Annotated in this window: 29 protein-coding genes and 1 pseudogene; 20 read left to right on the top strand and 10 right to left on the bottom strand. The window is 42.4% G+C overall.

Going from position 1 to position 25,669, the window contains the following annotated elements:
• Positions 1-303 precede the first annotated feature (303 nt).
• The 3 genes from O8C68_05745 (at position 304) to O8C68_05735 (ending at position 2,156) form a co-directional block, all read left to right on the top strand.
• Positions 304-1,110, top strand: coding sequence for a VIT1/CCC1 transporter family protein (locus tag O8C68_05745; protein MCZ7395306.1), 807 nt, complete (start codon positions 304-306; stop codon positions 1,108-1,110).
• A gap of 207 nt (positions 1,111-1,317) precedes the next feature.
• Entirely contained in the window at positions 1,318-1,689 is a 372-nt protein-coding gene (locus O8C68_05740; GenBank protein ID MCZ7395305.1) for a VOC family protein, read from the top strand.
• Between the two features lie 23 nt (positions 1,690-1,712).
• Positions 1,713-2,156, top strand: a complete 444-nt coding sequence (locus O8C68_05735) for a hemerythrin domain-containing protein (protein MCZ7395304.1) — start codon at positions 1,713-1,715, stop codon at positions 2,154-2,156.
• Positions 2,157-2,223: 67 nt separating this feature from the next.
• On the opposite strand, the gene O8C68_05730 is transcribed toward O8C68_05735, so the two are convergent.
• Together O8C68_05730 and O8C68_05725 are read right to left on the bottom strand one after the other, a co-directional pair.
• Positions 2,224-2,955 (bottom strand): SagB/ThcOx family dehydrogenase, encoded by a 732-nt coding sequence (locus O8C68_05730; GenBank protein MCZ7395303.1) that lies wholly within the window; start codon positions 2,953-2,955, stop codon positions 2,224-2,226.
• A gap of 40 nt (positions 2,956-2,995) precedes the next feature.
• Positions 2,996-3,874, bottom strand: coding sequence for a DUF362 domain-containing protein (locus tag O8C68_05725; GenBank protein ID MCZ7395302.1), 879 nt, complete (start codon positions 3,872-3,874; stop codon positions 2,996-2,998).
• Between the two features lie 246 nt (positions 3,875-4,120).
• Between O8C68_05725 and O8C68_05720 the strand changes: the two are divergent.
• Positions 4,121-4,693 (top strand): annotated as a pseudogene (locus O8C68_05720) (flavodoxin family protein).
• A 44-nt stretch (positions 4,694-4,737) separates the two neighbouring features.
• Here the strand turns inward: O8C68_05720 and O8C68_05715 are convergent.
• The 3 genes from O8C68_05715 to O8C68_05705 form a co-directional block, all read right to left on the bottom strand.
• Positions 4,738-4,878 (bottom strand): hypothetical protein, encoded by a 141-nt coding sequence (locus O8C68_05715; protein MCZ7395301.1) that lies wholly within the window; start codon positions 4,876-4,878, stop codon positions 4,738-4,740.
• A 265-nt stretch (positions 4,879-5,143) separates the two neighbouring features.
• Complete coding sequence (locus tag O8C68_05710; protein ID MCZ7395300.1) at positions 5,144-5,953, bottom strand: nucleotidyl transferase AbiEii/AbiGii toxin family protein; 810 nt, start codon at positions 5,951-5,953, stop codon at positions 5,144-5,146.
• Positions 5,954-6,739, bottom strand: a complete 786-nt coding sequence (locus tag O8C68_05705; protein ID MCZ7395299.1) for a hypothetical protein — start codon at positions 6,737-6,739, stop codon at positions 5,954-5,956.
• Positions 6,740-6,969: 230 nt separating this feature from the next.
• On the opposite strand from O8C68_05705, the gene O8C68_05700 reads away from it, so the two are divergent.
• A complete protein-coding gene (locus tag O8C68_05700) occupies positions 6,970-7,725 on the top strand; it encodes a hypothetical protein (protein MCZ7395298.1) in 756 nt (251 codons plus the stop codon).
• On the opposite strand, the gene O8C68_05695 is transcribed toward O8C68_05700, so the two are convergent.
• Both O8C68_05695 and O8C68_05690 read right to left on the bottom strand, forming a co-directional pair.
• Entirely contained in the window at positions 7,722-8,372 is a 651-nt protein-coding gene (locus O8C68_05695; GenBank protein ID MCZ7395297.1) for a TrkA family potassium uptake protein, read from the bottom strand. The two genes, O8C68_05700 and O8C68_05695, sit on opposite strands and share 4 nt — an antisense overlap.
• Positions 8,369-9,448, bottom strand: coding sequence for an NAD-binding protein (locus O8C68_05690; GenBank protein ID MCZ7395296.1), 1,080 nt, complete (start codon positions 9,446-9,448; stop codon positions 8,369-8,371). The genes O8C68_05695 and O8C68_05690 overlap by 4 nt, the downstream gene beginning before the upstream one ends.
• 5 nt (positions 9,449-9,453) lie before the next feature.
• Here O8C68_05690 and O8C68_05685 point away from each other — a divergent pair, with 5 nt between their 5' ends.
• From O8C68_05685 to O8C68_05640, 10 genes are all read left to right on the top strand, one after another.
• Positions 9,454-10,467 (top strand): tyrosine-type recombinase/integrase, encoded by a 1,014-nt coding sequence (locus O8C68_05685; protein MCZ7395295.1) that lies wholly within the window; start codon positions 9,454-9,456, stop codon positions 10,465-10,467.
• A gap of 176 nt (positions 10,468-10,643) precedes the next feature.
• Entirely contained in the window at positions 10,644-10,826 is a 183-nt protein-coding gene (locus O8C68_05680) for a hypothetical protein (protein MCZ7395294.1), read from the top strand.
• 2 nt (positions 10,827-10,828) lie between these two features.
• Complete coding sequence (locus O8C68_05675) at positions 10,829-11,095, top strand: hypothetical protein (GenBank protein ID MCZ7395293.1); 267 nt, start codon at positions 10,829-10,831, stop codon at positions 11,093-11,095.
• Positions 11,092-11,250 carry a hypothetical protein gene (locus tag O8C68_05670; protein MCZ7395292.1) on the top strand — a complete coding sequence of 53 codons (159 nt, stop codon included), beginning with the start codon at positions 11,092-11,094 and terminating at the stop codon, positions 11,248-11,250. Before O8C68_05675 ends, O8C68_05670 begins: the two co-directional genes overlap by 4 nt.
• The gene (locus O8C68_05665; protein ID MCZ7395291.1) at positions 11,251-11,739 is read left to right on the top strand and encodes a hypothetical protein; all 489 of its coding nucleotides are present in this window, start codon (positions 11,251-11,253) and stop codon (positions 11,737-11,739) included.
• A complete protein-coding gene (locus O8C68_05660; GenBank protein MCZ7395290.1) occupies positions 11,736-14,555 on the top strand; it encodes a bifunctional DNA primase/polymerase in 2,820 nt (939 codons plus the stop codon). Before O8C68_05665 ends, O8C68_05660 begins: the two co-directional genes overlap by 4 nt.
• Positions 14,552-14,779, top strand: a complete 228-nt coding sequence (locus tag O8C68_05655; protein ID MCZ7395289.1) for a hypothetical protein — start codon at positions 14,552-14,554, stop codon at positions 14,777-14,779. The genes O8C68_05660 and O8C68_05655 overlap by 4 nt, the downstream gene beginning before the upstream one ends.
• 447 nt (positions 14,780-15,226) lie before the next feature.
• Positions 15,227-15,742 (top strand): hypothetical protein, encoded by a 516-nt coding sequence (locus tag O8C68_05650; GenBank protein ID MCZ7395288.1) that lies wholly within the window; start codon positions 15,227-15,229, stop codon positions 15,740-15,742.
• 240 nt (positions 15,743-15,982) lie between these two features.
• Entirely contained in the window at positions 15,983-16,135 is a 153-nt protein-coding gene (locus tag O8C68_05645) for a hypothetical protein (protein ID MCZ7395287.1), read from the top strand.
• 33 nt (positions 16,136-16,168) lie between these two features.
• Positions 16,169-17,422 (top strand): radical SAM protein, encoded by a 1,254-nt coding sequence (locus tag O8C68_05640; protein ID MCZ7395286.1) that lies wholly within the window; start codon positions 16,169-16,171, stop codon positions 17,420-17,422.
• A 385-nt stretch (positions 17,423-17,807) separates the two neighbouring features.
• Here O8C68_05640 and O8C68_05635 read toward each other — a convergent pair whose 3' ends face one another.
• Together O8C68_05635 and O8C68_05630 are read right to left on the bottom strand one after the other, a co-directional pair.
• Entirely contained in the window at positions 17,808-18,038 is a 231-nt protein-coding gene (locus O8C68_05635; GenBank protein ID MCZ7395285.1) for a hypothetical protein, read from the bottom strand.
• 9 nt (positions 18,039-18,047) lie between these two features.
• Positions 18,048-18,191 carry a hypothetical protein gene (locus O8C68_05630; protein ID MCZ7395284.1) on the bottom strand — a complete coding sequence of 48 codons (144 nt, stop codon included), beginning with the start codon at positions 18,189-18,191 and terminating at the stop codon, positions 18,048-18,050.
• A 43-nt stretch (positions 18,192-18,234) separates the two neighbouring features.
• Here O8C68_05630 and O8C68_05625 point away from each other — a divergent pair, with 43 nt between their 5' ends.
• Entirely contained in the window at positions 18,235-19,845 is a 1,611-nt protein-coding gene (locus O8C68_05625; protein ID MCZ7395283.1) for a tyrosine-type recombinase/integrase, read from the top strand.
• A gap of 331 nt (positions 19,846-20,176) precedes the next feature.
• On the opposite strand, the gene O8C68_05620 is transcribed toward O8C68_05625, so the two are convergent.
• The gene (locus O8C68_05620) at positions 20,177-20,461 is read right to left on the bottom strand and encodes a hypothetical protein (GenBank protein MCZ7395282.1); all 285 of its coding nucleotides are present in this window, start codon (positions 20,459-20,461) and stop codon (positions 20,177-20,179) included.
• Positions 20,462-20,840: 379 nt separating this feature from the next.
• On the opposite strand from O8C68_05620, the gene speA reads away from it, so the two are divergent.
• From speA to O8C68_05600, 4 genes are all read left to right on the top strand, one after another.
• Positions 20,841-22,727, top strand: a complete 1,887-nt coding sequence (gene speA / locus O8C68_05615) for a biosynthetic arginine decarboxylase (GenBank protein MCZ7395281.1) — start codon at positions 20,841-20,843, stop codon at positions 22,725-22,727.
• 327 nt (positions 22,728-23,054) lie between these two features.
• Positions 23,055-23,591 carry a DUF531 domain-containing protein gene (locus O8C68_05610; protein MCZ7395280.1) on the top strand — a complete coding sequence of 179 codons (537 nt, stop codon included), beginning with the start codon at positions 23,055-23,057 and terminating at the stop codon, positions 23,589-23,591.
• A gap of 79 nt (positions 23,592-23,670) precedes the next feature.
• On the top strand, positions 23,671-24,612 hold the full coding sequence (locus O8C68_05605) for an NAD-dependent epimerase/dehydratase family protein (protein ID MCZ7395279.1): 942 nt from the start codon (positions 23,671-23,673) through the stop codon (positions 24,610-24,612).
• Positions 24,612-25,655 (top strand): NMD3-related protein, encoded by a 1,044-nt coding sequence (locus tag O8C68_05600; GenBank protein ID MCZ7395278.1) that lies wholly within the window; start codon positions 24,612-24,614, stop codon positions 25,653-25,655. Before O8C68_05605 ends, O8C68_05600 begins: the two co-directional genes overlap by 1 nt.
• The last annotated feature ends 14 nt before the right edge of the window (positions 25,656-25,669 follow it).

Raw genomic sequence — 25,669 nt, 5'->3', positions numbered from 1 at the left:
AATCGCAGATTTAATAATCTGCATGTTACGGAGTGTTGCATTGTCATTCTGGCAGTAGCTTTAGCATCAACGTTGTTACACAAAAGTTCATATCCTGAAAATCAAATTATTCATGACTTTAAATTGTCAGGAGGAAGCAGATGCCAAATAAGGAGAAAAAGAAACCCATTAAACCAAAGCCAATACCTAAGAAATGATGGTCGGAGGAGAGACGAGCGTAAAATCGCCATGATAGAGACTGCACCATACATGATTTTAATAAGGTTTTTAGTATCGTGATCGCATAGTGTATGCAGGTGTGGTATGACTAAGTCCAGACGACTCGAGGAAATGCGTAAAGCATTCGCCCGGCGTGATGTTAAGGCATCAGCATTGGCGCATGCTCCTGAGCGTATCGCCCAGGCAGCCAAAGAGCAGCATGGCGGGGCGAGCGACGTTTATATTGGTAACATGGTCTATGGCGGGCTGGACGGCATCCTTACTACCTTTGCAGTAGTCAGCGGCGTGGCTGGTGCCAAACTGGGCATCAGTATCGTTCTTATCCTGGGCATGGCCAATTTGCTGGCAGACGGTTTTGCAATGGCCATAGGAGCGTACCTTTCTTCCAAGAGCGAAAAGGAGTATTACCAGCGGGAGTGGCAGCGAGAAGCCTGGGAGGTTGAACATTTCCCGGAAGGCGAACGGGCTGAACTCTACGAGGTTTATCGAAGCCACAGTTATTCGGAGGATGATGCACGCCGCCTCGTTGATATCCAGGCCCGCGACCCGGAGAGGTGGGTTAAAGCGATGATGATCAACGAACTCGGGATGCTGCAAGACGAACGAAAGCCGTTATTCAGTGCACTGGCCACGCTGGTGTCTTTCATCCTGGCTGGATTCATGCCGCTTATCGTCTACGTGCTGGGACTGTTCTACCCGATTTCTTCGACCGAAGCCTTCACAGTATCCGTTATATTATCGGCATTGACAATCTTTGGGCTGGGGGTTGCGAAAGTAACTGTTACCAAGTTAAATCCCCTAAGAAGCGGGCTCGAGATGCTATTGGTTGGTGGACTGGCAGCGAGCGTAGCCTACCTGGTTGGCGCGTTGTTGAGGAGCATTGTTGGTTAGGATTAATGTCAGTGGACATTAACATTAGGTTTTTCCCGGACAATGGTTTTTATCTGGTTATCCAGATTGTGTATTAAAAGCATTTCACTATATCTCAGACATCTTCGTTTTTGTTGAAGAGCCAGCCACTTAAAAGGACTTTCCTTTCAACGTCTATACCAACAGATATTAACCCTGAAACACATAATATAAATTGAGGAGTTAGCAATGCCAACAATTGTTCATTTTGACCTGCCTGTAGATGATCTGGAAAGAGCGAAGAAATTCTACAAAAAGCTGTTTGATTGGAAATTCAATCAGGTACCGATGGCAATAGCCTTCTACCTTATCGAGACAAAAGATTTGAATGGGAACCAAGCAGTAGGTGGCGGGACGGGAAAAAGAAGATTGCCTGCACAGAATATCATGAACTACATCGGTGTACCCTCTGTTGAAGAATACATTACAAAGGTAAAGAAGCTGGGTGGTAATATCATCACGCCCAAAACAGCAGCGCCTGGCTGGGGTTATCTTGCGATATGTGTTGATACCGAAAATAATTTATTCGGACTCTGGCAGGAAGATAAAAACGCTAAATGAAATTAATATCAGGAGATTGGAAAATGGAATTCATTATACCGAGATCATTGAAATTAGAGCATGAAGAGCTTCATGCCGAACTCGCAAAGGCAACCCAGGTCGGCGGAAAGATTGGAGATTCTGCAAAAGCTGTTGCGAAGATCTTGCATCCACATTTTATAAAAGAAGAAGAATATGCAATGCCACCGCTTGGATTATTATCTTCTTTGGCGGAAGGGAAAATCTCGACTGAAATGAAAGATGTCCTCACGATGACAAACAGATTGAAAGCTGAACTTCCGGAGATGCTCAATGAGCACAAAGCGATAGTCTCTGCTCTTAAGAATCTCATCGATGCGGCAAAGAAGGAGAAGAAAATGGAATATGGACAATTTGCTGATAAATTGATCCTGCACGCAAGGACCGAAGAAGAAGTCCTTTATCCAGCATCAATATTGGTGGGAGAATATCTGAAACGTATCCTGTGAAAGCAGTCTTGAAGTAGGGGAAAAAGCATGATATGAACTGGAAGGAATTGATTTTTAAAACCTGACTTTATTTTTTCCCCACAGTTGCAATATATATTACAAATTGTTCCACTCCATCAAGCTCAAGCAGATCGTTCATATAATCATCTGAAAAAGCTGCAATGGCGCATACACCGCAATCTAAAGAGCCTGCACTTAGATACAGATTCTGGCAGGCATGTCCTGCGTCAAGGTGAAGATACCTGTATCCTCTTTCTCCATACCGCCATTTCATTCTATACGCATCTGCTATCCAGATAAAAGTCACAGCACTTTTCCTGATAAAATCCTGTCCTAAACAGCCTTCAGTCACCCTGTCAGCTATGTCTGGATCCGTATTTATTTCCACCAGTTTGTGATCAATAGCTAAAAATCTGTAAATGCCTTCTGGAACATCCCTGACATTATTGATAAGCAGATATGTTTCAAGAGCATGTCTTGCACCTGCAGAAGGCACATTCCTGAAAGTTGCTCCAGGTGTAACCTGAACCACTCCCTGTGTAACCCATAGTAAATATGACAGTTCTTCAATTGTTAATGGTTGCTGTGAATACTTGCGTATACTTCTTCGACCTTCAATTGCCTGCCTCAGGTCAATGCTTCTTATTTTGATATTTTCATGCCCGGGAAGATCAATAACCGGTCTTGACGCAATATATTCCATCTCTAATGGAGGCTGGGGTAAGTTACTGGATTGGTCAGACCTGTCAAGATACTGGAACTTTGTTTTTTCCATAAATTCTTTTCCAATGGAACTCATTAATTCATCTCCCTTTTCTTATAGTGTAACTAAATATAATCTAAATAATATTGCCTTTAATATTTTCGATTTCTTTCACGCCATCACTTTTGATCTGTATTTCATTTTTGCTTTTCACTCCAAGACCAAGTTCAACCGCTCTTTTTATCTGAGGCTGCTCCCATACCGATCTATTCTGTATTTTATGGATCGTACCAAGTGTCTTTAAAAGTGCCAGACCCACCACATCATTCGCGATCACATCACTTGTAGCCATGACAATGCCAGGTTCCCGCAAAGTCCCGACATTGGGTCCATCTGTCACAAAACATTTCGTAGCATCTGATATGTAAAAATCGGGTTTATGTACAAGATTTGATTCTGCGATCATATTACCGAAGAGTTCATCGTTGTTCTGTCCGTGAGGAAGCTGTCTCCTGTCAAGATCCGAGGTAATGCTGATCTGGGATTTTAACCCAATAGTAAACAATGCAGTCCAGTGCGTTTTTACGATGGGAAGCGCAATAATATAATCGATAGTATCAAGGATCACAGGAACTGAAAAACCGTGAGGCCATGATTTTGCGTCAGGATGCCGCACCTTCTTCCACTCTACATCGTCAAAAGACAATATCTCATCCACCCCTTCTGATTCAGCCACCTGGTATAGACCCAGATGTTTCATCACCTTTGTAGTATCCAGTGTGGTCATTGATTTCTCGGCTACGATGATCTTTGCAGGGTTGTATTCCTTGACCGCACGAATAGCTCCTTTTAGCACTTCAGGATTAGTCGAACCGGGCGGGTAATCGGCTGTGTTCGCATTCGGTCTGATCAAAACCGTGGAATTCTTCTGTATTTTTAAGCCTCCAGCAAGCCCAACAGAGGTTTTTACAGATTGAATTATATCCTTTTTTCTGACAACACCTACTTGTACCATATTGTCCATTTCATCGTGGGATGATATTTAACTCGTATTCATTTGAGTATATGTCAGCATTGTCAATTATGGCATGGGCTTTTAAAGCTTTCCCTTGCTCAACTTTATTTAGAAACGAAATGAATCACCTCAGATAATCGATTATTTGGTCAGTATATATTTGAATCCAAGAGCGGAGCGAAAATAATCGTGAAAGTATCGATATTTTATTCCATGAAGTGGTATTTGCATATAGACGATCAGGTCATGAAAGCAATAGCATTTAACGGAAGCGCCCGAAAACAGGGGAACACTGCAATTCCCATAAACCATGTGTTCAGTGAACTGGAGAAAGTTGGGATAGAAACAGAATTAGTGGAGCTTGCAGGCAGGAAGATCCAGGGATGTACAGCCTGCTGTAAATGTTTTGAAACAAAAGACAGGAAATGCGCTGTCAAAAATGATATAGTGAATGATTGTATTGAAAAGATGGTGGGAGCTGATGGAATTATTCTCGGTTCACCAACATATTTCGCCGATGTAACCTCAGAAATGAAGGCTTTAGTAGAACGTGCGGGATTTACCTCAATGGCCAATGTGGTCATGTTCAAACGAAAAGTAGGCGCCGCTGTGGTTGCAGTGCGAAGGGGAGGCGCAATACCGCTTTTGACTCGATCAATCATTTCTTCCATATCAATCAGATGATAGTCCAGGTTCAAGTTACTGGAACATGGGCATGGGAAGAGAAATTGGGGATGTTGATAAGACGAAGAAGGAATCCGGAATATGAGGAATCCCGGAAATATGGCATGGCTGCTTAAGAAAATAAGAAGTGAATGATTTGATTTTGTCTTAAGAAATGACAACATCCTCTCCGCAATCACCTACTCCTTGGCTTGTTCTTTAAACTGCTGGATCGTAACTGCGATCTTGAAAGCTGTTCTCTGAGGCAGCTCATCATTTTCCACATGAACATGCAAATTCTCAGCCAGTCTGCTGATGACTGCAGGCTTGAAACTATTCATCAGATAATTTTCTAAAAAACTATGAATCGTGCTTCACAGGCTCATTTCGTGCAAACATAGCCCACATAACTCGGAATCTCAGGTTATAATCGTTCGAGCATATACTGGAGTTACCATACCCGATAGAAAAAAGATACAATCTCCGGGATGTAAGGACAGGGTAGCAGCAGCCTCCGCGGCGATTGAGCGCCGCCGTCGCCTGTTGGAGAGGATGAAGTATATGATGGTATTGAAATCGCAGATTTAAGAAAAAAAGCCCATCCCATCAATGCGGGCGTTTATGAGGAGTTCCCTGCCCTCGATGATGCACTGGAATGGCGCAAGACATCAACCCGTCAATCACCCTCTTCACTGCGGCATCATACGGAACGACCACGCCAAGCAACGGCTTGAGGTCTTTACTCCAGCTTTTCTCAAGCTCAGCTATGCGCTCGTTCATTTCCTCTCTGGAATAAGTCCTATCATAGAGAGCAAGCTTGCTGTTTATTAACTCAAGATCGGGTTTAATACCTCTTTCCATCAGGAACCACAGGTCATATAGATCCCTTGCCATTCCCCTCACCAGCAGTGCCCGCACCTTTTCTGCAAATATATGGTCAAGGCTTGCTGCGCTGATAATAAACGTCTTCACATCATCGTATTCGGTACGCACCGTTATCCTGTCCTCTGATACGCTCTCCCCTCTCAGGCTCACATCTATCCTCACCAGACCTTTGGTAATATCCCTGCCTTCATACAGCGGTCCCATATAACTCAGGGCGACGCCGAAGCCCGACCTCGACATCCTCTTGTTCCTGATCTCTGACCTGATGCCGAAATATTCAAGCTCCTTTGCTGCTGTTTCCAGTGCTCTGAAAGCCTCATCTTCACCCAGAGCCGAGTTAAAATCCAGATCCTCAGAATACCTTTGAGAACCATAAGCCATCCGAAGGCAGGTGCCCCCCTTGAATACGAAACTCATAGTCTTTGAATATAGAAGGCTAAGGTATGCAGCCTGGATGTAATCCCTCTCCTGGGTAAATAGCGGCACTCGATTTTTCAAAGCGAGCTTCTCTATTTGCTTCCTCGTCAGCATCTACGTCTCCCTCCAGCCCAGTATTTCTTCTTCACTCAAATTCACGTTAACATGCCATTTCTTATCCCATACCTTACTCTTTTCCCTTGTCGGGTCAAGCTTGACATATTCACGCGCTGAGCATTCCAGCAGCATTGCGGCATCAGAACCAAATCTCTCAATCAAATATCCCAATCTTGAGCAAAGACTCCTGCTCTTCATGGCCGACGCATACGAAAAAAGCTTTTCGAGATCAACCTTATCCTTTGCATTGTAAACCGCTTTTGCCACCTCCACCAGCCCGCCGGCATTCCCCGGGAGGTACAGGCTGTCAACAATCGCTTTCTCCTCCTCAGCTATCAGAAAATCGAGGTCACCCATCCTCTCCTTCCTGTACCCAAAGAACTTGCTGGGGTTCATTAACACGTATTTGAACCTGAGACCGTTGAACTCCACCTCTGTCTTTTTCCTGGCAGAAGCAAGAAAAACCACCACCGGAACCTGTTCTGTGAATCCATAGAAATTCAGGGCGCTCCAGAAACTCACGTATGAAGGATATACGATCCTGGATGCTATGAAAAAAGGGTTGGAAAGAGCACGCTCAGGTTCAAAACCAAGCAACAGGTACTTACCCCTTTCAACCGATTTTATGAACCCCCTGTCCTCAAGCCTTGCCACGATAGTATATGCTTTTTCGATAGGTACTTTTAATAAACCCGCAAGCTCACGCACTGTGAAATAGTAATATTCATTATCAAATAATAATTTTATTATGTAATTTGTGGAAAGTTTTAGCTTGTTTTCCATATAAACATATACACAATTTACATAGATAAAAAGTTTACGATATTTTAAAAATCACTTGGCTTCCCCTCTCCCCATATACTCGCTGAACTCCCACTGCTGCCTTTTGATTCCTTCAAGAACGAGTCGCGCAGCATCTTCCGGCAGCGCAAGAGAGCTGCGCGGGCGATAGATCAGTATTTAAGATCATCCCATCGTTAACCTAATATCCCATCCATCAAGTATAGATGTTTATGAAATACCCACCCACCAACCTTATCCAGGCTGTCGGTCTTGCGGATGCATGGGCGCAGGCTGTGAATTTTGTGATTAAACACGGCATGGAGATAAAGACGGAGTACGGTCCCATGTCAAAGGATATATGTTCTGTCATCGAAATACGCGAGCCTTATGCTGAGCCCATGCTGCATCCGCAGTTCCCTACAAAAGAGATGCATGTGAAAGAATATTTGAAGCAGTGGGAAAGGGATTATGACTGGAAAAAGCAGGGTTTTGAATACAATTATATGGACAGGCTGATAAACTATCCGTCGCGCAATAAGGACGTTGCGAAGCAAAATTCACACATTGCGGAGCAATGCGTGTATACGACGTCAACTGGCGTAACGGTTGTTGACCAGCTTAAAGCAATAAAGGAATTACTGCCGCAGGGCGTCTCACGGAGGAGGCAGGCGATAACCTGGATTCCTGAGCGTGACCTCTTCGTGAAGGAAGACCAGCCCTGCCTCCAGAGGCTCTGGGTTAGAAATATTGGCGATGGCAATGCGGAGATGCACTGCATGTGGCGCTCCCGTGATTTATTCGCTGCCTGGAACAGCAATATGATTGGGCTCCTTACGATGATTAAAAGGGAAGTGCTTGAACCGAATAACCTGAAACTCATTAAAGTGGTGGATTTCTGCAATTCGCTGCACATCTATGAAGCCGACTGGGATGAAGCATCGAAGGTGAAGCCTCTGCCAAAGAGCCCGCAGATGATGCGGTATTAAACAGCATACTCTTTCTTGAATTTCGAAATCTGCTCGCAGTTTCCGATAATAGCAAGCGTCATCCCCTCCTGTATGATAATCGAGGGGTCGATGTCCGTGATGGTCTTTCCGTCCTCTTCAATCCCTATTATGGTGCATCCTATCCTTGAGCGAATCTTTGCATCCGCAATGGTCTTCCCGACAAGAGGCGAACCTGAAGTTACGTGGTGCCTTGCTATTTCCAGTCCCTCAAGCATCGTAATAGTTTCTGCCTCATGCCCGAGGGCGATGTGCGCCAGCATCTGCCCTGCCACGATAGAAAGCGATGCCACATAATCCGCTCCTGCCCTGTAGATTTTATCTATCGATTTTGTTGCATTTGCCCTTGCAAGGATTATGCAGTGAGGGTTAATATTTCTGGCAATGAGCGTGCTAAAAATAATATCCGAATCGTCATTCAGGACTATGATAACAGTCGAGGCGTTTTTAATGCCAGCACGCTTGAGAATCTCCTCATCCGTGGCATCTCCTGCCACATAATCAAAACCTCTCTCCTTCAACTTTGCTTCATTCTTGTCAATAACCACAAAGCTCACATGGGCATTTTGGAGAACATGTGCTATACTCCTTCCAACATCGCCATAGCCCACCAGAATAAATTTTTTCATATCCCCTCTGTCAATTTCTTTAATGATTCAAGCTGTTTCTCGGTTCCCACCGCCAGAAGCACGGAATTTTCTCTTATTAAATCCTCAGGTTGCGGATTCAACGATAGCTTTCCGCCGCTCCAGAGCCCCACGATATTTGCTCCTGTTTTCTGGTGGATTACGGCATACTTTAATTTTTTTCCGATGAGAACGCTGTGCGGATAAATAGGAAGTTCAACGATGCTCAAATCCTCAAAGAACTTTGTTGCACCTGCAAGATGGTCTGTAAGGGGGTCGATGGCTTTCCTGCCAATATACGTCCCGAACAGGGTCTTTGGAGAAATTACCCGGTCAGAACCCGCATACTTCAGGTAGCCTGCTTTTGCTTCATTTTCCACGATGGATATTACCTGTATATCGCTTATCTCCTTGGCTGTAAGAATTATACTGGCATTTTTCTCATCGCTCTGGTTTGCTATCAGCATCCTTGCCGAGAGGATATTGGAATTCTGAAGCACATTTTCATCTGCCGCATCACCATAAACACACATGATTTTTCTGGAAATCAGCTGGCTTATGTTTTTTTCATTTTCATCAATCACCATAAAGGGAATCTCATACTCGTCAAGTTCAGCAATAAGGGTTTCAACAAGCTGGTTATAACCGCAAATAATAATATGATTTTTTAGATCATTCTGAACCTTTGAAGGGTGTTCTTTTCTAAGCCTTTTCTCAAGCTGTGGGGTGAGTACCAGGGGAAAAAGATAACCGAATATCATTATCACGCCCGAGAGGATCACCACGGTACTGAATAAGCGCCCGATGGTTGAGTTAAAATAAATATCGCCATAGCCCACCGTGGTCATGCTCACGATTACCCAGTAAATTGCTGTTATAAAATCGTAATCCTTGTTCTCGTATGTACGCATCAGGTATAGAAAAACCAGGCTGTACACTAAAACGAGAAATGAAAAAATCAGAATGTACGACCGTATGGATTCACTTATGCGAAATTTAAACATCCTTACTATTATTGTATTGAATCTTGAAATAGTTACTATTATATACTTTAAGAACCTATTTAGATACGAGGTCATCAATTATGATAACGATAGACAGCTATATAAAAGAGATTCAAGCCAACGGACAGGCAGCACATACTTTAATCAATGTCGAACAGACTTTGAGATATGCAGGGCAGTTTAAACCATTATCCAAGTGGAAAGACCAGGATGTTACCCGATATATCTTAGAATTACAAAAGACCTATAAACCAAGTTCTATCGAGTACAAAAAAGCAGTATTGAAGCGCTTTTTTAAGCGAGCTGGAAAAGGTGATATTGTCGAGCATGTAAAAATCAAGTTCATAAAAGGAAATCTCAATCGGGAAGATATTTTAACAGTGGATGATGTCAATAATCTGATAGCATACACTGAAAGCCCGATGTATAAAGCCCTTTTCAGCTTTTTATTTGAATCTGGGGCAAGGATAAGCGAAGTTTTGAATGTCAAGGTTGAGGATATCCAAGAGACTGATAGGGGCATGATTATAGCGATCCCACAAACAAAGACTGGAACTGATAAGAGGCGGGCATTATATGTTTATTCGGCAGGGTATATTAGAAATCATTTAACTTATAGTGGATTGAAAAAGGGCGATAAACTTTTTGGAATAACAAGACCCGCGGTTCATTTAATGCTTCAAAAGGTAGGTAAAGAGGCAGGGATTGATAAACCTTTATCTCCTCATAAATTCAGGCACGCTTCGGCTACTGATATGCTTTTAAGAGGCTACCAAGACCCGATAGTAAAGAAAAAACACGGTTGGACGGCAGATAGCCGAATGATAGCCAGGTATCAACATATTGTCGATGATGACGTAATCAATGCCGAAGCTGAAAAGAAAAACGGAGCGGATACTATCAAAAGACCGATCCGAACTATCAAACAAGCGGAATCTCTTAATATCGCCACTTCTCAATTGCAGTTATCGAAGCTGTCAGCGGAGAATCAAGAACTCCGCGCAAAATTTGAAGAACAGCAAAAGCAAATGAATAAGCAAGATAGAGAGCGCGAGCTTCTTATGACGCTGCTGAAAGAAAAGGGGATCGTATAATTAGAGATAACTTATATATATGTTTAGAGATATACTACAATCTTATGGTGAATATACCAAAGTTTGACATTGCTTTAATATTATGGCAAAACAACCATAATATTTTATCGAACTTTTTACACCTACCATTTTTTTAAGGACATTAGGTTTGTAAGTGGTTCTTTTTTGTATTGTATATGAAAAATCTTGAGGAGATAACTATGGTAAAAAGGACAATCAGGAAATTTAATTACTCACAGATCATAACTTTACCAAAACAGCTGACAGAATCTTTAAATTTGGGGGTTGGTTCGGTTGTGAATGTAACGCTGAATGAAGAGAAAAACAAGCTGATGATTGAAGGGGAGAAGAGGGGATAGCCATGGATCCGTTTATAGATGTGTTTCTGACAATAACCGCGCCCATGTTGATTATTGGGGCGATATTGTCTTTCATTGCAGATAGGGGCGCGAGAGCTGCACACAAAGCAATTACAAACTTGAATAGTAGGACATCCAACCAAATAATGCCTTTTGCTGAAATTACTCAAGACATAAGTAATTTATTTGGGATAGGCACGAACGCAGGCAGGCTATACGACCATAGGGATACACAATATTTCAGAACAAGAGCCGGGTGGTCGTTATGAACGCAAAGCTCAAATCTATTTCTTATCCCATCGCTGCTGCTGCAATAAAAAATAATAAAGACATTCTCGATGAATGGCTACAAAGTAAAGACCCTCTTTTAAACTCGCTTGCTTCTGAGTGCATCACAGTATTTGAGCAGGGGGCGACAGCATAAATGAAAAATAGAAAAGAAAAGCCCCCGAAACCCCACCAGGGAGACGAAGGCGACGAAGTTAAGAAGGTCTGCCTGGCTGATAAACCCGAATGTCCGCTTTTGTATCGAAAAACAATCCAGGCTATAAATAAGTACTGTTCTCATGATAAAAAAGTAATTCCTTTCGCAGAAATCCACAAGACCCTTTCTTGGATGCTGCACCTGAATAAATTTGACAGGCGAGGCGTCTTAGCGGAACTTCAAGAGATGGACCTAATCGAAATTGTGCCGTATCATGGCATCAAACTCAGGCAGGATTCGCGTTGCTTTGCAAGAGATTATGAAGGGGGGAAGTGCAAGCATTGCGGGCGCTGCTGGCCACGAACGAAGTGGCAAAAGTTGTTTGCCAGAAAAGATTTTAAATTTTCGACAATTTCTAAATTTTCAGTCCTCCCGGAGAGCTGCAGCGATCAGGACGACCTGGACAGAAAAAGAGGGGTACATTTATGAGTGAAGTTGAGATCATAACTGCTGCCGAAAAATACACGCAAAGAGGACGCGTAGTCCATCCACTCAGCAGCCCAAAGGATCCGGGTAATAGCCCAGGAAAAAAACCATTAATTAAAGGATGGCAAAAACTGACTAAAACACCGGAAAATATTGAAGATTACATTAAAAAAGGCTGTAATATTGGAGGTGTGTGTGGAAAGGTCAGTAATATTACTGTTGTCGATTTTGACCATGAACTTTTCAGGGAGGACCTGCTTAAAGACTTTGAGCTTGATACTTTGATGGCCAGCAGGACTCCGGGGCGGGGGCATATTTATTTTGAGTACAACGAGAAGATCCCTTCTCAGAAACATCATCTCCTCGGAATCGAGATACTTTCGGATGGGAGTAATGTAGTACTGCCTCCGTCTTTACACGCATCTGGTGATGTGTACAAATGGAACGATCCTGAAAAGAAGATCATTAAGATGCCTGCCAAGTTCGTTGAGAACATGAAGGCTTTGTTTGCCAGGGAAAAACAGCTTAATTCTCTTATCAACAAATGCAGGCCTTGTTTTAAGCGATATTGGAAAGATGATACGAAAATACGGCATGGATCGACAGCCAGGCTATTTTTAGGGGCGTTTTGTTCTGAGTTGTTTAACAAAGGTGCGGACCTTGACATGATCAAGATGTTTGCGAAAATAATCTATCGCGAGGATTACAACGAGAATAAAACCGAGACTGAGTTCAAAGGCTGGACTGAAAAGAAATATAAACCCTGGACCTGTGAGAAAATTAAAGAGCAGTGCCCAGGGTTTGCTGCCTGCGAGACGTGTAAGGATAAAAAAAGAAGTGGAACTAACAATAATGGCGCCACATATTCTCAGGCCAGCGCACTTATTGGCTATATTGCATCTGATGATTGCGAGCTTTTTCATGACGATAGACAGGACCCTTACGCGAGGATTAAGCTGAATGGAAAAAGCCAGATTACCCCTGTCCAGGCAAGGCAGTTCAGGCGATGGATTACACGTCTGTTTTATGACGACACCGGCACCGCTCCTGGAGGGGACGCGATCAGCAGCGCATTGAATGTTATCGAGGCTAAAGCCTGTCATAAAGGCAAGGAATATAAGCTTCATAACAGGATTGCTGGCTACAACGGGAGCTTTTGGTATGATATGGGGGGCGGGGTTGCTGTAAAAATAGATGAAAAAGGCTGGGAGATTGTTAAGAACCCGCCGATATTGTTTAAATGGCACACACACCAGAAAGCACAACCCCTTTCTGATATTGTACCATACCAGGATTGTTTTAAATGTAATAAAGGGGTGTGCAAAACACAACAGGTTAAAAAAATCTTAGATTTTGTTAATCTGAGCGATGAGAAAGAGCAATTGTTGTTCATAGTCTATCTGATTTCGTGTTTTATACCGAACATTCCCCATCCGATCCCTGTCCTGTATGGTGATAAAGGAAGTGCGAAGAGTACAGTTTTCAAAGTCCTCAAAGAAATAATCGACCCCAGCGTCCTTCGGATTTTGACGTTTCCTAAAGATAATCAGGAATTGGTGCAGAAATTAGACCATCACCACTTTGCACCTTTTGATAACGTAACCACACTGAGCGACTGGCAATCCGATGCTTTATGTCGAGCATGTTCAGGAGAAGGGTTCAGTAAGAGGGCGCACTATACGAATGATGAGGACGTTCTCTTCGATTATCAGAGATGTATAGGCCTCAATGGGGTGAATATTGTAGCCTCAAAAGCTGACCTGTTAGATCGATGTATTCTATTCCGGTTCGAGAGGATACCGAAGGACCGGCGCAAGCCAGAAGAGGCACTCTGGAGGGGGTTCGATGATGTAAAGGGTGAGATTCTCGCAGGCATATTCACAATCTTAGCCAGGGCGATTGCACTAAGACCGACTATACACCTTGATGAACTGCCGCGTATGGCTGATTTCATGATTTGGGGGTGCGCCATATCCGAGGCTATTGGTGATGGCTGGAGATTATTCTATGATGCATACAGCGCGAACATCCAGTCTCAAAATAAAGAGGCGATAGATGCAAGCCCGGTAGGTGAGCTGATCCTAAAATTCATGGAGGACAAGACTTCATGGGAGGGCAGGGCAGCCGAGTTGTTGGCAAGCCTTGAGGAGCTGGCTACGCTCCTCCGAGTTAATATTAAAGCTCGGAGTTTTCCGAAGGCTGCGAATACCCTAACAAGGCGCATAAACGAAATCAAAACAAATCTTTTAGAAGAGGGAATTAAGTTTGACGTTAGAAAAGACGCTAAATGTAATGTTCTCTTTCTCTTGAAAGTTTCGGGAAATACCTCCACAACCTCCATACCTCCAGTATCACAATCGGCAGAAGATGAAAAGGCTGGAGATATAAAAAAACAAACCTCCATCAACCTCCAGAGCCGACTTCAAACTGGAGATACAAGCCAAATTTCTGGAGGTATATCTCCAGCCGGTATCTCCATTCCAAACCATGATGCTGTGGTACAGGCTGGAGATGTTGGAGATGCTGGAGGTATTTCCCGAAAGACTTTAGGGGACGCCTCGGCCATAGAGTCACCAAAAACGGACAAAAAAAGCTCCGAACTTACGGAACTTCTTATCCGCGCAAGGTCAGTTTACGAGCATGACAAAGGCGTTGTAAATAGTTCCAATATCGGTATTTTTTCCTTTTGGATGTGTGAAATGTATCATCCAACCTGGAAGAACAACGGCGAATCGGGCGAATACACACCGACAGCAATCAAAGGGATAGCAGCTAAGTTATTCAAATTAACTCCGGAACCGGGGAGTGTGAGCGCATGATCTGCTCTATCGACAAGGCAGCCCGGACGACCCCGGCATGTCATGACGTAATCCCAGGGATAGCCTTTTGTGGTATTTGCGGCGCGGCGACGTGCCCAGTATGCCATCGGCATAATGTAACGCAGCTCTCCAGGGTTACGGGGTATGTAAGCGCGGTAGCTGGATGGAATGAAGGCAAGCGGCAGGAATTGAAGGACCGCAAAAGATATGAGAGGTTATCATGAAGGGCCCATCCCCGGAGTTGGTGCAGGCAATCCAGACACGGCAGCGCATGTTTTGTTTTATCCTGAATCAAAAGATATTCGTATGCAGGCTAACGAATTGTAAGCATTACAACCAATGCCATCCCGGAGCGCCCGGAGCGCCACTATGAAGCCAAGATGGAACCGCGACAAGGCACTTCAATTATTCATAATTATTCTAATCGTTGGGATGCTATTCGCTTTATGGAGGGTGATTGAATGAGGCAGCATACAACCAAAGGACAGACCAGGCGAGGTACAACCCCGAAGTTGTCAATTCTTGTCTTAATGAGCATGGTATATTCAATATCAGTAAAGAGGATTGAAAAAGCGACTATATAGCCACAACAACAACTAACAACAACAGATTTTAATTAACTATATCCTTAAAAAAGAAAAAAAATCACCATGAATAACAAGAGGTAAAATATGAGAGAACAAGACCCGGATGAGAAACAATTCCATGAAGAAATGCAAGCAAAGTTTAATCAACTCAACATAACCCAAAAGCAAGAGCGTGAGATGCGAATGGTTTTTGATGAATACAATAAAACAACTTGGAAACGAATACATCAAGAGGATCGTAATGGGAGTTCAATAAGTCATCAAAAAATTTTATCGGAACTATCAAAGCGCGATTGTGCCGAGCGCGTTTACACCCGGCATAAGGTGGTGCCTGAAATTTCCATCGGTCAATGGTGTGTTTTCTATAACATTTCACAGGGTTACTTTAGGGAGCTTCGCGCCATAAAAGAAAAAGAGTGGCAAGCAGAACATACAAGATATGTCCACCAGGAATTTATAGGTACAGCTGTGGGAGCAATATTGGGCGAGAATATAAACGAAGATGAAGATGAAAACTGGATAAAATTGAACGCCGCCATTCGAAAAATCTTTGAAAGTGGCGGAGCGCCGTCGTCGGAGGCTTCGTCTGATTTTACTTAATTATACCTTAAAAAAAGAAAAAAAAACAACATGACCATGGTGGCGTGTGGGGTGGTGAGTGGTATGTCTTAATTCTATCCTCCAGGAGAAGATCTCCGGGAGCTGGCCAATGGACCTTGCTGCAGGCAGCCAGGTTGATCAGGACCCGGACAGAAAGTTAAAAGATAAACTAATTATATACACTTCTTTTTATATATACTTAGATAGTATTAAATATAAAGATTGTGTATAATCTATTCAATGAGGTTTATTGAAGGTATTGAATTGGAGCTGACGTACACAGTGATGTTCAGGAATTGGATTACACAGAGAAGAGAATCTACCCCTGCTGATAATCCTACAAAGACTCCAGACAATGCAACAGGACCCAGTTATGCCTTTAGCGACTCTTAAAAATAATTCAACAATAACGGATGTGATGTTTCAATGAAACTTATCGAAGGCGTTCATTATCTTAATAATCATCCGGCGAATATCCCATTTGCAAACGCAATAAACCAGTATGAAGAATATTTCGATACTCATGCAAGCGCGGAAGAAAAACAAGCACGCGAAACGACGATAAAACTTTTTAACTTACAATATCCAAAGTTAGATAATTACTCATTAATCTATACTACACGAGAGTTAAACTTTAAATTGAACTTGTGGGAACAGTATTATAAAAAAACCACTCTATTATCATTTCCTATATTTGTGCAATTTCCAGTAGATACCCAATGTAACTTACATTGTGTTTTTTGTTATTATCATGAAATTAGAGAAAAATTAGGTGATATAACTTTAGAAGATTTTAAAAAAATGTCTTACTTTTTAGATTTTGTTTGGCGTGTGGGTTTATCTGGCGCAGGCGAACCGCTTTTTAATCCCCCTTTTGAAGAAATATGGGATTATATTGTTTCCAAGCATCCGGGAATCAATATAAATGTGTGTACAAACGGAACTTTACTTAATGACCACTGGATAGATAAAATAATTGAATATAATAATTGTGCAATTAATATATCTTTAAATGCGGGTACACGCGAAACCTATAAAAAAGTCATGGGTGGAGATTATTTTTATAAAGTTATTGAAAATATTTATGCGTTACGATCTGCTATGAGTCTAATTAATCCATGTAACATCAAGCTATCAATATCCATTGTGGTAATCAAGGAGAATTTAAACGAGGTATCGCGATTTATTGATGTGGCAAAAGAACTTGATGTGGATATAGAAATCAAAAAAGTTTATGGTAAAACTGAAAAATTATTTGCTACTGATACTGAAAAAACAGAATCGGTATTAACGGAAGCATCCAAAAAACTATATGGAGTAAAAACCAACGTTAAATCAATCCCGCCTAACTTCTTTAAAGATCTAAAACAAGACAGGAAAGCTGTTTGTGATGACGAACCTATTTTAGATAAAAAACTTATAGATGTTCCTGGACGACCATCCGAAAAAGGTATTTGCAGGTATCCCTGGATAAGTCTGTATCTTACTAATTTTGCTAATGCTGCGCCATGTTTGTTTTTCTCCAGACCAATAAATGACATTCGTGAACAGACTTTTCAAGAAATATGGAACGGAGAAGATTTCATTAAATTAAGGGAAACAGTAAACACCAATAATTTACTTCCAGAATGTCAAAATTGCTTATTACAAAAGAAAAAAAACTGCATAAATGTGATATGAGGGGCTTTGTTTTAGACTATTGGTATGATTCCTACCTTCCCTTTTTTATTTTCTGTCCTGGTCCTGATCAACCTGGCTGCCTGTAGCAAGGACAGAACAACAATTATAATTCTGTCCAGGTCCCAGCTCCTCGAGGGGATCTCCCGGAGGACAGAAACAAAACATTCCTATTGCTTGTCCAAGCGGCGCCAGTGAATTCTGCCATCCTCTGGAATATCGCCCTTCGACAATCTCTATGACTTTAAGGCAAATATACCCCAGATTCCCCAGAACGCCTTAAAATCGCTCTAAATTAGATTCTTAACCTTGCCGTAACGGATGCGAGCTATCAGGATGCGATATAAGCCACGTTCTCGTGGTGGTTAAGGTGTTCGTGCCTATAAAATCAGGTTGCTCCGTGCTGTTTTATCTTTCTATAAGCTAACGCTATTACATATTTTATCTTTTTATAAATGAAGGCTATTGCAGCTATAACAAAATAGCTTCCAACAAATGCCCCCAGAAGTCCGGCAAAACCCAAGTTGTTTTTATATCCGGTTAATATAGCCAACACAAAAGCCATTATTCCGTATATCATCCAGTTTGGTATCTCTTTTTCTTTTTTTATCTCCGGCATTTTATCACCTCACTTTTTATCAGGCTTTACAATTTTTTTCACGTCTATTTCAATATAATCCCCGGAATGCAGGTCCTCAACCGCGCAGATCTCCACAGGCAAGACTATTCTCCTTTTTTTCTCGTCTGAAAATTTAATTGTGCCTTTTGTCATTATCCCACTATAATGTATATTCTATATATTATAACTTATCTCTGTGGGAAAAAGTACCACAATTTTTAAATACTTTGACGTTGTGTATTTGATTGCGCGGGTAAGGTGGCAAAACCCATACCCGCATAGGCAAAGACCCTCCGAAGAGGCCAGAAGCAGCCCGTGGGGTGGATTCCTGCAAATAGTAAAATGTTCTCGCGGGCTGCTCTTCAATTCCTATTCGATTCTGTCCTGCCTGGCAAGATCTGCAGGAGCTGGGACCCGGACAGAATTATGGAGAAATCAAATGAACCTAAACGATTTCATAAAAGACTGTGAATCGCGAGGCTTAACACGACACACGATACAAACGTATTCATGTAATTTAAAAGTCTTCCTCAGTCGTGTTCGCGACCCTCTAAAAGTTGATACTAATATCCTCCGTGATTTCCTCGATTACCTCAAAAAAATGGACTACATCCGGGGCACTGTCAATTTAAAAGGTGTATGCAGTCAGACGATAAACGCTTACTTCGCGGCGATCTCAACCTACTATGATTTTCTCATCTATTCCGGCAATATGACCAGCAACCCGGTACTGCCCTTTAGGAAACGTTATTTGATGAAAAATAAAAGGCAGTACAACGGCGAGAACTCCCGGCAGTTGATAAGTATAGCCCAGATGAAGCAGCTGATCAACCAGGACATGCCCATACAGCATAAACTTATATTATTGCTTCTGGCAAAAACAGGGGTAAGGCGCGGTGAATTGCTCTCAATAGATATACATGATATTATAGCCCCCATCAAAAAAGAGATTGTTTTAAAAGCGAAAGCAAAGCGCACAAACCGGTTAATACTATTTGACGATGAGACCGCTGAGGTCCTGAAAGTATATCTTAAATGGAGAGAACCGAGAGCCAAATGCCCGGCTCTATTGATTTCACCATACGGAAAACGGATGAAAAAAACCACTCCCAATGATATTGTTGCGTTTTATGGGCAGAAGGTTGGCCTGCATGATCCGCATGGTCCCTTAAACCGAAAACTCACTCCACACGCATTCAGACATTGGTTTACTACCCATCTACGAAAAGCCGGAATGCCGCGAGAGTTCATCCAAGAGCTCAGGGGCGATAGCCGGAATCAAACTATAGACATTTACGACCATTTAGACATGAGCGAGATCAGGGAAGCCTATAATGACTGTATGCCTTCACTTATAGAGGGTACTGTAACGCTTCATGTACGCGATGCCCTGCCGCAGAAGATAAACACCCTTTCATTCATAACAAGAATAAGGCTTTTTGAAGAATCCACGGCCACATTCGGAGAGACTACCATCGGAGTACTTTCAATATTGAAAGAGACCTCCGGTGGTATGACTCCTATTCAAATTACCAGGCAAATTAAAAAACCCTACGATGCAGTAAGAAATACCGCGGCACGTCAGGTCAAAGCAGGGCGGTTATCCAGAGACGAAGCCGGCAAATATTCCATAACCCCAAAGGGAATTGAGACACTTGGTATAATCCTCAACAAATTTGAGATCAATAAAAATATCGAGGTTAAGAAGCCCGAAATCGATAGGAATAAACAGCTTCTTGATTATATAATTCAAAGTCATCCCGAATTAGTGAATGATTTCTTTAATGAGATTCAACCGCAGAAATAATGATTCTGTCCGGGTCCTGGATTCCAGAGATCTTCTCCAGAAGGACAGAAACACAGTATATGATTTCTGTCCGAGTGGCGCCAGAGATCTCCGGTGATATCACGGATATCTAAAGACAGAAACATAAGTATTATTCTGTCCTTGCTGCAGCTCAGGCCTTGGATCAGGACCTGGACAGAATTAACCCCCAAAAAAAAAATACACTCTTTTAAAATCGCTATCATTAAAGCCTATTTATAGAAAACAGGCAGGTATAAACACAAAGGCATGATAAAGAAAACACACTATATCGCATCCTGGAGGCTTGACTTTATAAAAAGATGATAAGAAGTTATGCCAATGCAAGCCTTTTCTCAATATCTGTGATTTTTAGCTTGAGAGCTGTTATCTCTTCTATAACTGGGAACCGCTTTTCTATGGAATCGAGCCGGGTATTAATAGCTTCAAATCTATAATCCATGCCTGTAAATTTAGAGTTCATTTCATTTCTCAGGCTGTCTATCCGTTCATTCGTTGAATCTATCCGGGCATTGATAGCTTTTAGCTCCCCTTTAATCTCATTGAGAGTGGGGAGCAGCATCCGTTCTATCCAGCCAGGTATCTTTTCAGCAGGCATGATCTATACTTGAAGTACAATCTATTTAACTTTAAGCTGCATGGAGTTAGAGTTTTATCTGCGATCCTTCCGAAAAATGCCTTATTAATATCTAATTATTTTTAAAATATTAGATACCCTTAGAAAAGTGTATCTAAAATAGAGTATTTTTGAGATATCGAAAAATATAATCACTATCGGTAAACAACCACAAAAATAATAGTTAGTTTTTAGATATTATTGTATTGAGGAGTTAATAATATTAATGGCGGATTCCATGATTCTTCATGCTTGAAAACCGTGTTGATTTTCTTGCGATTATGTTCGATAGAAACCTTTAAACCCAATCAGGTATTCTTTCATGGGATTTATTGGTACAAAGGTCGTGAAATTTACTTAAATGTGGAAAGTCGAAGATTCTATTGAACTCTACGGTATCGAGCGCTGGGGTAACGGATTTTTTTCTTTCAATAAAAATGGAAATCTGATTGTCAAACCAACAAGAAACGATGCACAGGTCATAGACCTTAAAAATGTCGTGGATGCTCTTGTATCCAAAAAAATAAATTTTCCTATACTGTTCAGGTTCCCGCAAATCCTTGAAGCCCAGATAAAGGCATTGAACGGGGCATTTTCCAATTCGATTTCAGAGTACAAATACAACGGCAGCTATCAGGGTATGTTCCCCATGAAGGTGAACCAGAGAAAGGAAGTGATAGAGGAAATCGTAAAATCAGGCAAGAAATACAACATGGGTCTCGAAGTGGGAACAAAGGCGGAACTGCTTGCTGCCCTATCATTTGAGTTCAGTCCAGATGCCCTTGTAATCTGCAACGGTTTCAAGGATGATGAATACCTGAGGCTGGCGCTGAACGCCATCAAGCTGGGGAACAAGATGGCTATAGTCATTGACGAATTCAACGAGACAAAACGGTTGCTTGAAATTTCAAAACAGATGGGCGTTAAGCCACTCATCGGCATAAGGGCAAAACTTTACTCAAAAGGCAGCGGGAAATGGGTGGAATCTGGAGGAGAATCAGCAAAGTTCGGTCTTACAACCACAGAGATACTGGAATGCATCAAGACAATTGAAGAGTATGGTATGCTTGAGCAGCTGCAGATGCTTCATTTTCATATAGGTTCCCAGATTACAGAGATACGAAGAATCCAGAAGGCTGTAAAAGAAGCAGCAAGGGTGTACGCAAAAATAAAATTAAAGCACATAAACATCAAATACTTCAACATTGGCGGAGGACTTGGACTGGATTACGACGGCAGCAAGACGTCCTCGGATGCAAGCGCCAATTATACGATGCAGGAGTATGCCAACAACGTTGTTTACTCGTTAAAAGACGTATGCGATGAGGAAAATGTTTCTCACCCGGTTATTTTATCAGAAAGCGGACGAGCGATTTCCGCATACCACTCCGTGCTGGTCATCAACGTTAAAGGAAGTAAGAACGGCAACACCAATAAACAGGTTGAGCTGCGGGGAAATGAACCCCATATAATAAAGGAACTCTACGACGGATATAAGGAAATAAACATTAAAAACTATGAAGAGTATTATCACGATGCTCTGCTGCATCGTGAAGAACTTCTTTCGCTCTTCAATCTCGGCGAACTCGATCTTGAGGATAAGTCAAAAGGAGAAATTCTTTTCTGGCAGACGTGCGAAAAGGCAGTACTTTTTGCCAAGGAAACAGGCAATAAATCCGATGATTTCGAAGATCTGAATAAACTGTTATCTAAAAAATATATCGGCAATTTTTCAGTTTTCCAGTCAGTTCCTGATTTCTGGGCTATAAAACAGTTGTTCCCGATCGTGCCTGTGAGCAGGGCCAATGAGAAGCCCACTGAATACGGCACCATAGTGGACATAACATGCGACTCGGACGGCGAGATCGACAAATTCGTGGACTTAAAAGATGTCAAGGAAATTCTTGAACTCCATGAATTGAACAACGGCTCTTATTATTTATCTGTCCTGATGATAGGCGCATACCAGGATACCATCGGCGACTATCATAATCTATTCGGGGCAGCAAACGAGGCGCATATCATAGTGGATGACAGCGGGGAATGGCATATAAAACAGATCGTCAACGGGGACAGGAACTGCGATGTCCTGGGTTACGTCAAATATAACAATAGTTATCTTCTTGAAGCATTTGAAGATGATGTGAACCAGGCGCTTCGTGAGAATAGACTGTCCAAAGCAGATGCGGAGGATATACTGAATAATTATAAAAACGTCATGAACAGGTACACGTATCTGGATTTATAATTTTTTCACATTCTTGGACATGCATGAAGGGCAGCGAATTCTGGATCCAAGTGCTTTGAATTTGTTTTTGCAATCATTGCAATAATATTCAGCTGCACCCAGCTCGCCGGATTCAATGTCGATGGTCGAGGAGGAATCCACAAGGCACATATTATCACCTGATTTTAAGAATGGTTTTGGCGCTAATAAGGCTTGCGGGACTCTCAAATGCTCACCGCAGAGGCGCAAAGAACGCAAAGATTGTTAAATTTTTGCTTTGCGCGCTCCGCGTCTTTGCGGTGATATGATTATTAGCTAATGGTTACATTTAGATTAAGGTAAGTTATCATGCTGACGCTTGGAATCGTGAACACCTATGATAAAATAAAGCTCCATGAGGCGCATTACAGAAGTATTGCAAGAGCTGCGCCGGCTGCATACGCTTTCGGGTTCGGTCTCGCTTTATTCGATTATCCTTTCAAAATGCGCGCAGAAGAACTTGTGAGCTTTGTGAAGGATAAAACCACCATCGGTGAGTCGGGGAAGTATCTTGAAGAGTTATTCAAATCCGGGAGGTTTTTCGTTTTTGAACTTCCGGAAAAAGGATTCCAGCCGCAGTTCGGCGCGGTGGTGGTGACCACTTCCCATCCTGAAAAACAAAAAGAGCTTCGTCTTCGGGCACTTGCGGATTTGATAAATAAAAAGAAATCTTTTCTTTTCCTTATAGGACTGGGGCATAGAGGGCTTCCAGAGGAGTTATTTGAGCTTGCACAGTACCATCTCGATATAACCTCGAAGGGTGTTTCGCTTGAGACCTGCACCGCTGTTGGGGCTGTGCCTGCGATTATTTCTGCATACGCCGAAAGTATGAATAGGCAAGAATAATCCTGGTATATTTATTCCTATAGCCACAATGTTTATAATTTGAGAATCTACTTTTAGCAGCAATTAAGAACTTAATGTTATGACAAAAATAATAGTCACGGGAGGAGCAGGTTTCATTGGAAGTCATTTAGTTGACAGACTGCTTTCTTTGGGCAATGAAGTAACAGTTATTGATAATTTAAGCTCCGGGAGAAGGGAATTTCTTGATGCTCATATCTCTGATAGTAATTTTAAATTTATTAAGCTAGACCTGCTTGGGACAGGAAAACTTACAAAAGCAATGCATGGCGCTGATGTTATATATCATCTGGCAGCCAATCCCGATGTTAGACTGGGTGCCGAGAATACAAGAATCCATCTTGAGCAGAATATAATCGCGACTTATAACGTGCTTGAAGCCATGCGGATAAACGAGCAGCAGAATATCGTTTTCACATCCACCTCTACCGTATATGGCGAAGCATCAATCATCCCCACGCCTGAAGAGTACGGACCATTAATCCCGATTTCCTTATATGGCGCCTCAAAACTTGCATGCGAGGCGCTTATAACTTCATACTGCGGGAGTTTTGATATGAAGTCATGGATTTTCCGCTTTGCGAATATCGTGGGTGAGCGCAGCACGCATGGGATTATAATTGATTTTATAAACAAGTTAAAAGATAAGCCCGAATTTCTTGAAATCCTTGGGAACGGGAAGCAGCGCAAATCGTATCTTCATGTTTCAGACTGCGTGGATGCAATATTGTCTGCTCTGGAAAATAGCGATGGAATGGCAAATATTTTCAATATAGGTTCAAACGATACCATAACTTCGACTGAGATTGGCAGGATAGTGGTTGAAGAGATGGGATTAAAAAACGTTACATTCACGTACACGGGCGGGAAGCGCGGGTGGAAAGGGGATGTGCCCAGGATGCTGCTTTCTATCGAGAAGTTACAAAAACTCGGGTGGCAGCCGGTTCACGATTCGAAAAGCAGTGTGGTTGCTGCAGTTAGAAGTACATTAGGGATTCAATAATGGCAACCATGTTCTGTCCGAAATGCGGTAAGGATAGCGATATTTTATATGATAACGTGTGCAGACAGTGCTTTGTCGGAAATAAAAAGCTGCTTGAATGTCCAGCTGTTCTTTATTCGCGTATATGTCCGACATGCGGTTCTGTTTATAAAAGAGGGAAGTGGCAGCTTAAGGAAGATGAGAAAGAAACAATTCTTGATGGTGTGAAAGATGCCCTGAACCTGGATGCACAGGCAAAGAATATTGAGCTTACATTATCTCCAAAGCAACTTGACCATTCAAGATACAATGTGCATATAGAGGCAAAAGGCGAAATTAAGGGCGCACCAATAACGGCATCTCAGGATGCTGAGGTAAGGATTAACTGGGAAACCTGTGATACGTGCAGCAGGATTTCCGGGGGTTATTTTGAAGGTATTGTGCAGATAAGGGCTGATAAGAGGCTCCCGACAAAAGAGGAGCTTGAAAGATGCAAGAGCATAGCCGGGGAAGTCGCAATCCGCGCGCAGGAGAAAGGGGATCGACTTTCGTTTATTGCAAAAAAAGAGGAACTTTACGAAGGCTTCGATCTATATGTGGGCTCGATAAAGCTCGGGAAGCAGATATGCAGAGCTGTAGTCGATGTTTTCGGGGGTAAATTCTCAGAATCTCCAAAACTTGTGGGACAGAAAAACGGCGAAGACCTGTATCGCATCACGTTTGCTTTGCGGCTTCCCGAGTTTGTGCGCGGGGATATTATCAGCGTGGATGACAGGGTAATCGAAGTTCAAAGCTGCGGAAAGCATGTGAGCGGCATCGACCTTGAAACGGGCAGGAGGTTTATCGAGAACTTCAACGACCTTTTGCAGGTCAGAAAGTTAAGCAGGAGGCAGGATGCGGTTTCTGCAGTGCTCATAGCTGATGAAGGAAAAACGATTCAGGTGATGGATCCTGATACGTATGAAACCGTTACTCTAAAAAGACCGGAATTCCTGAGCACTGAGCCTGGGAATGAGATTAAAATCGTAAAAACGGCTAAGGGGATTTATGTGGTGCCGCAATAGATTTAGCGGACGGT

The sequence above is a fragment of the Candidatus Methanoperedens sp. genome (assembly GCA_027460525.1).
Lineage (GTDB): Archaea > Halobacteriota > Methanosarcinia > Methanosarcinales > Methanoperedenaceae > Methanoperedens.
The sequence above is the reverse complement of the archived record's forward strand: the minus strand, read 5'-3'. Positions and strand labels throughout refer to the sequence as shown.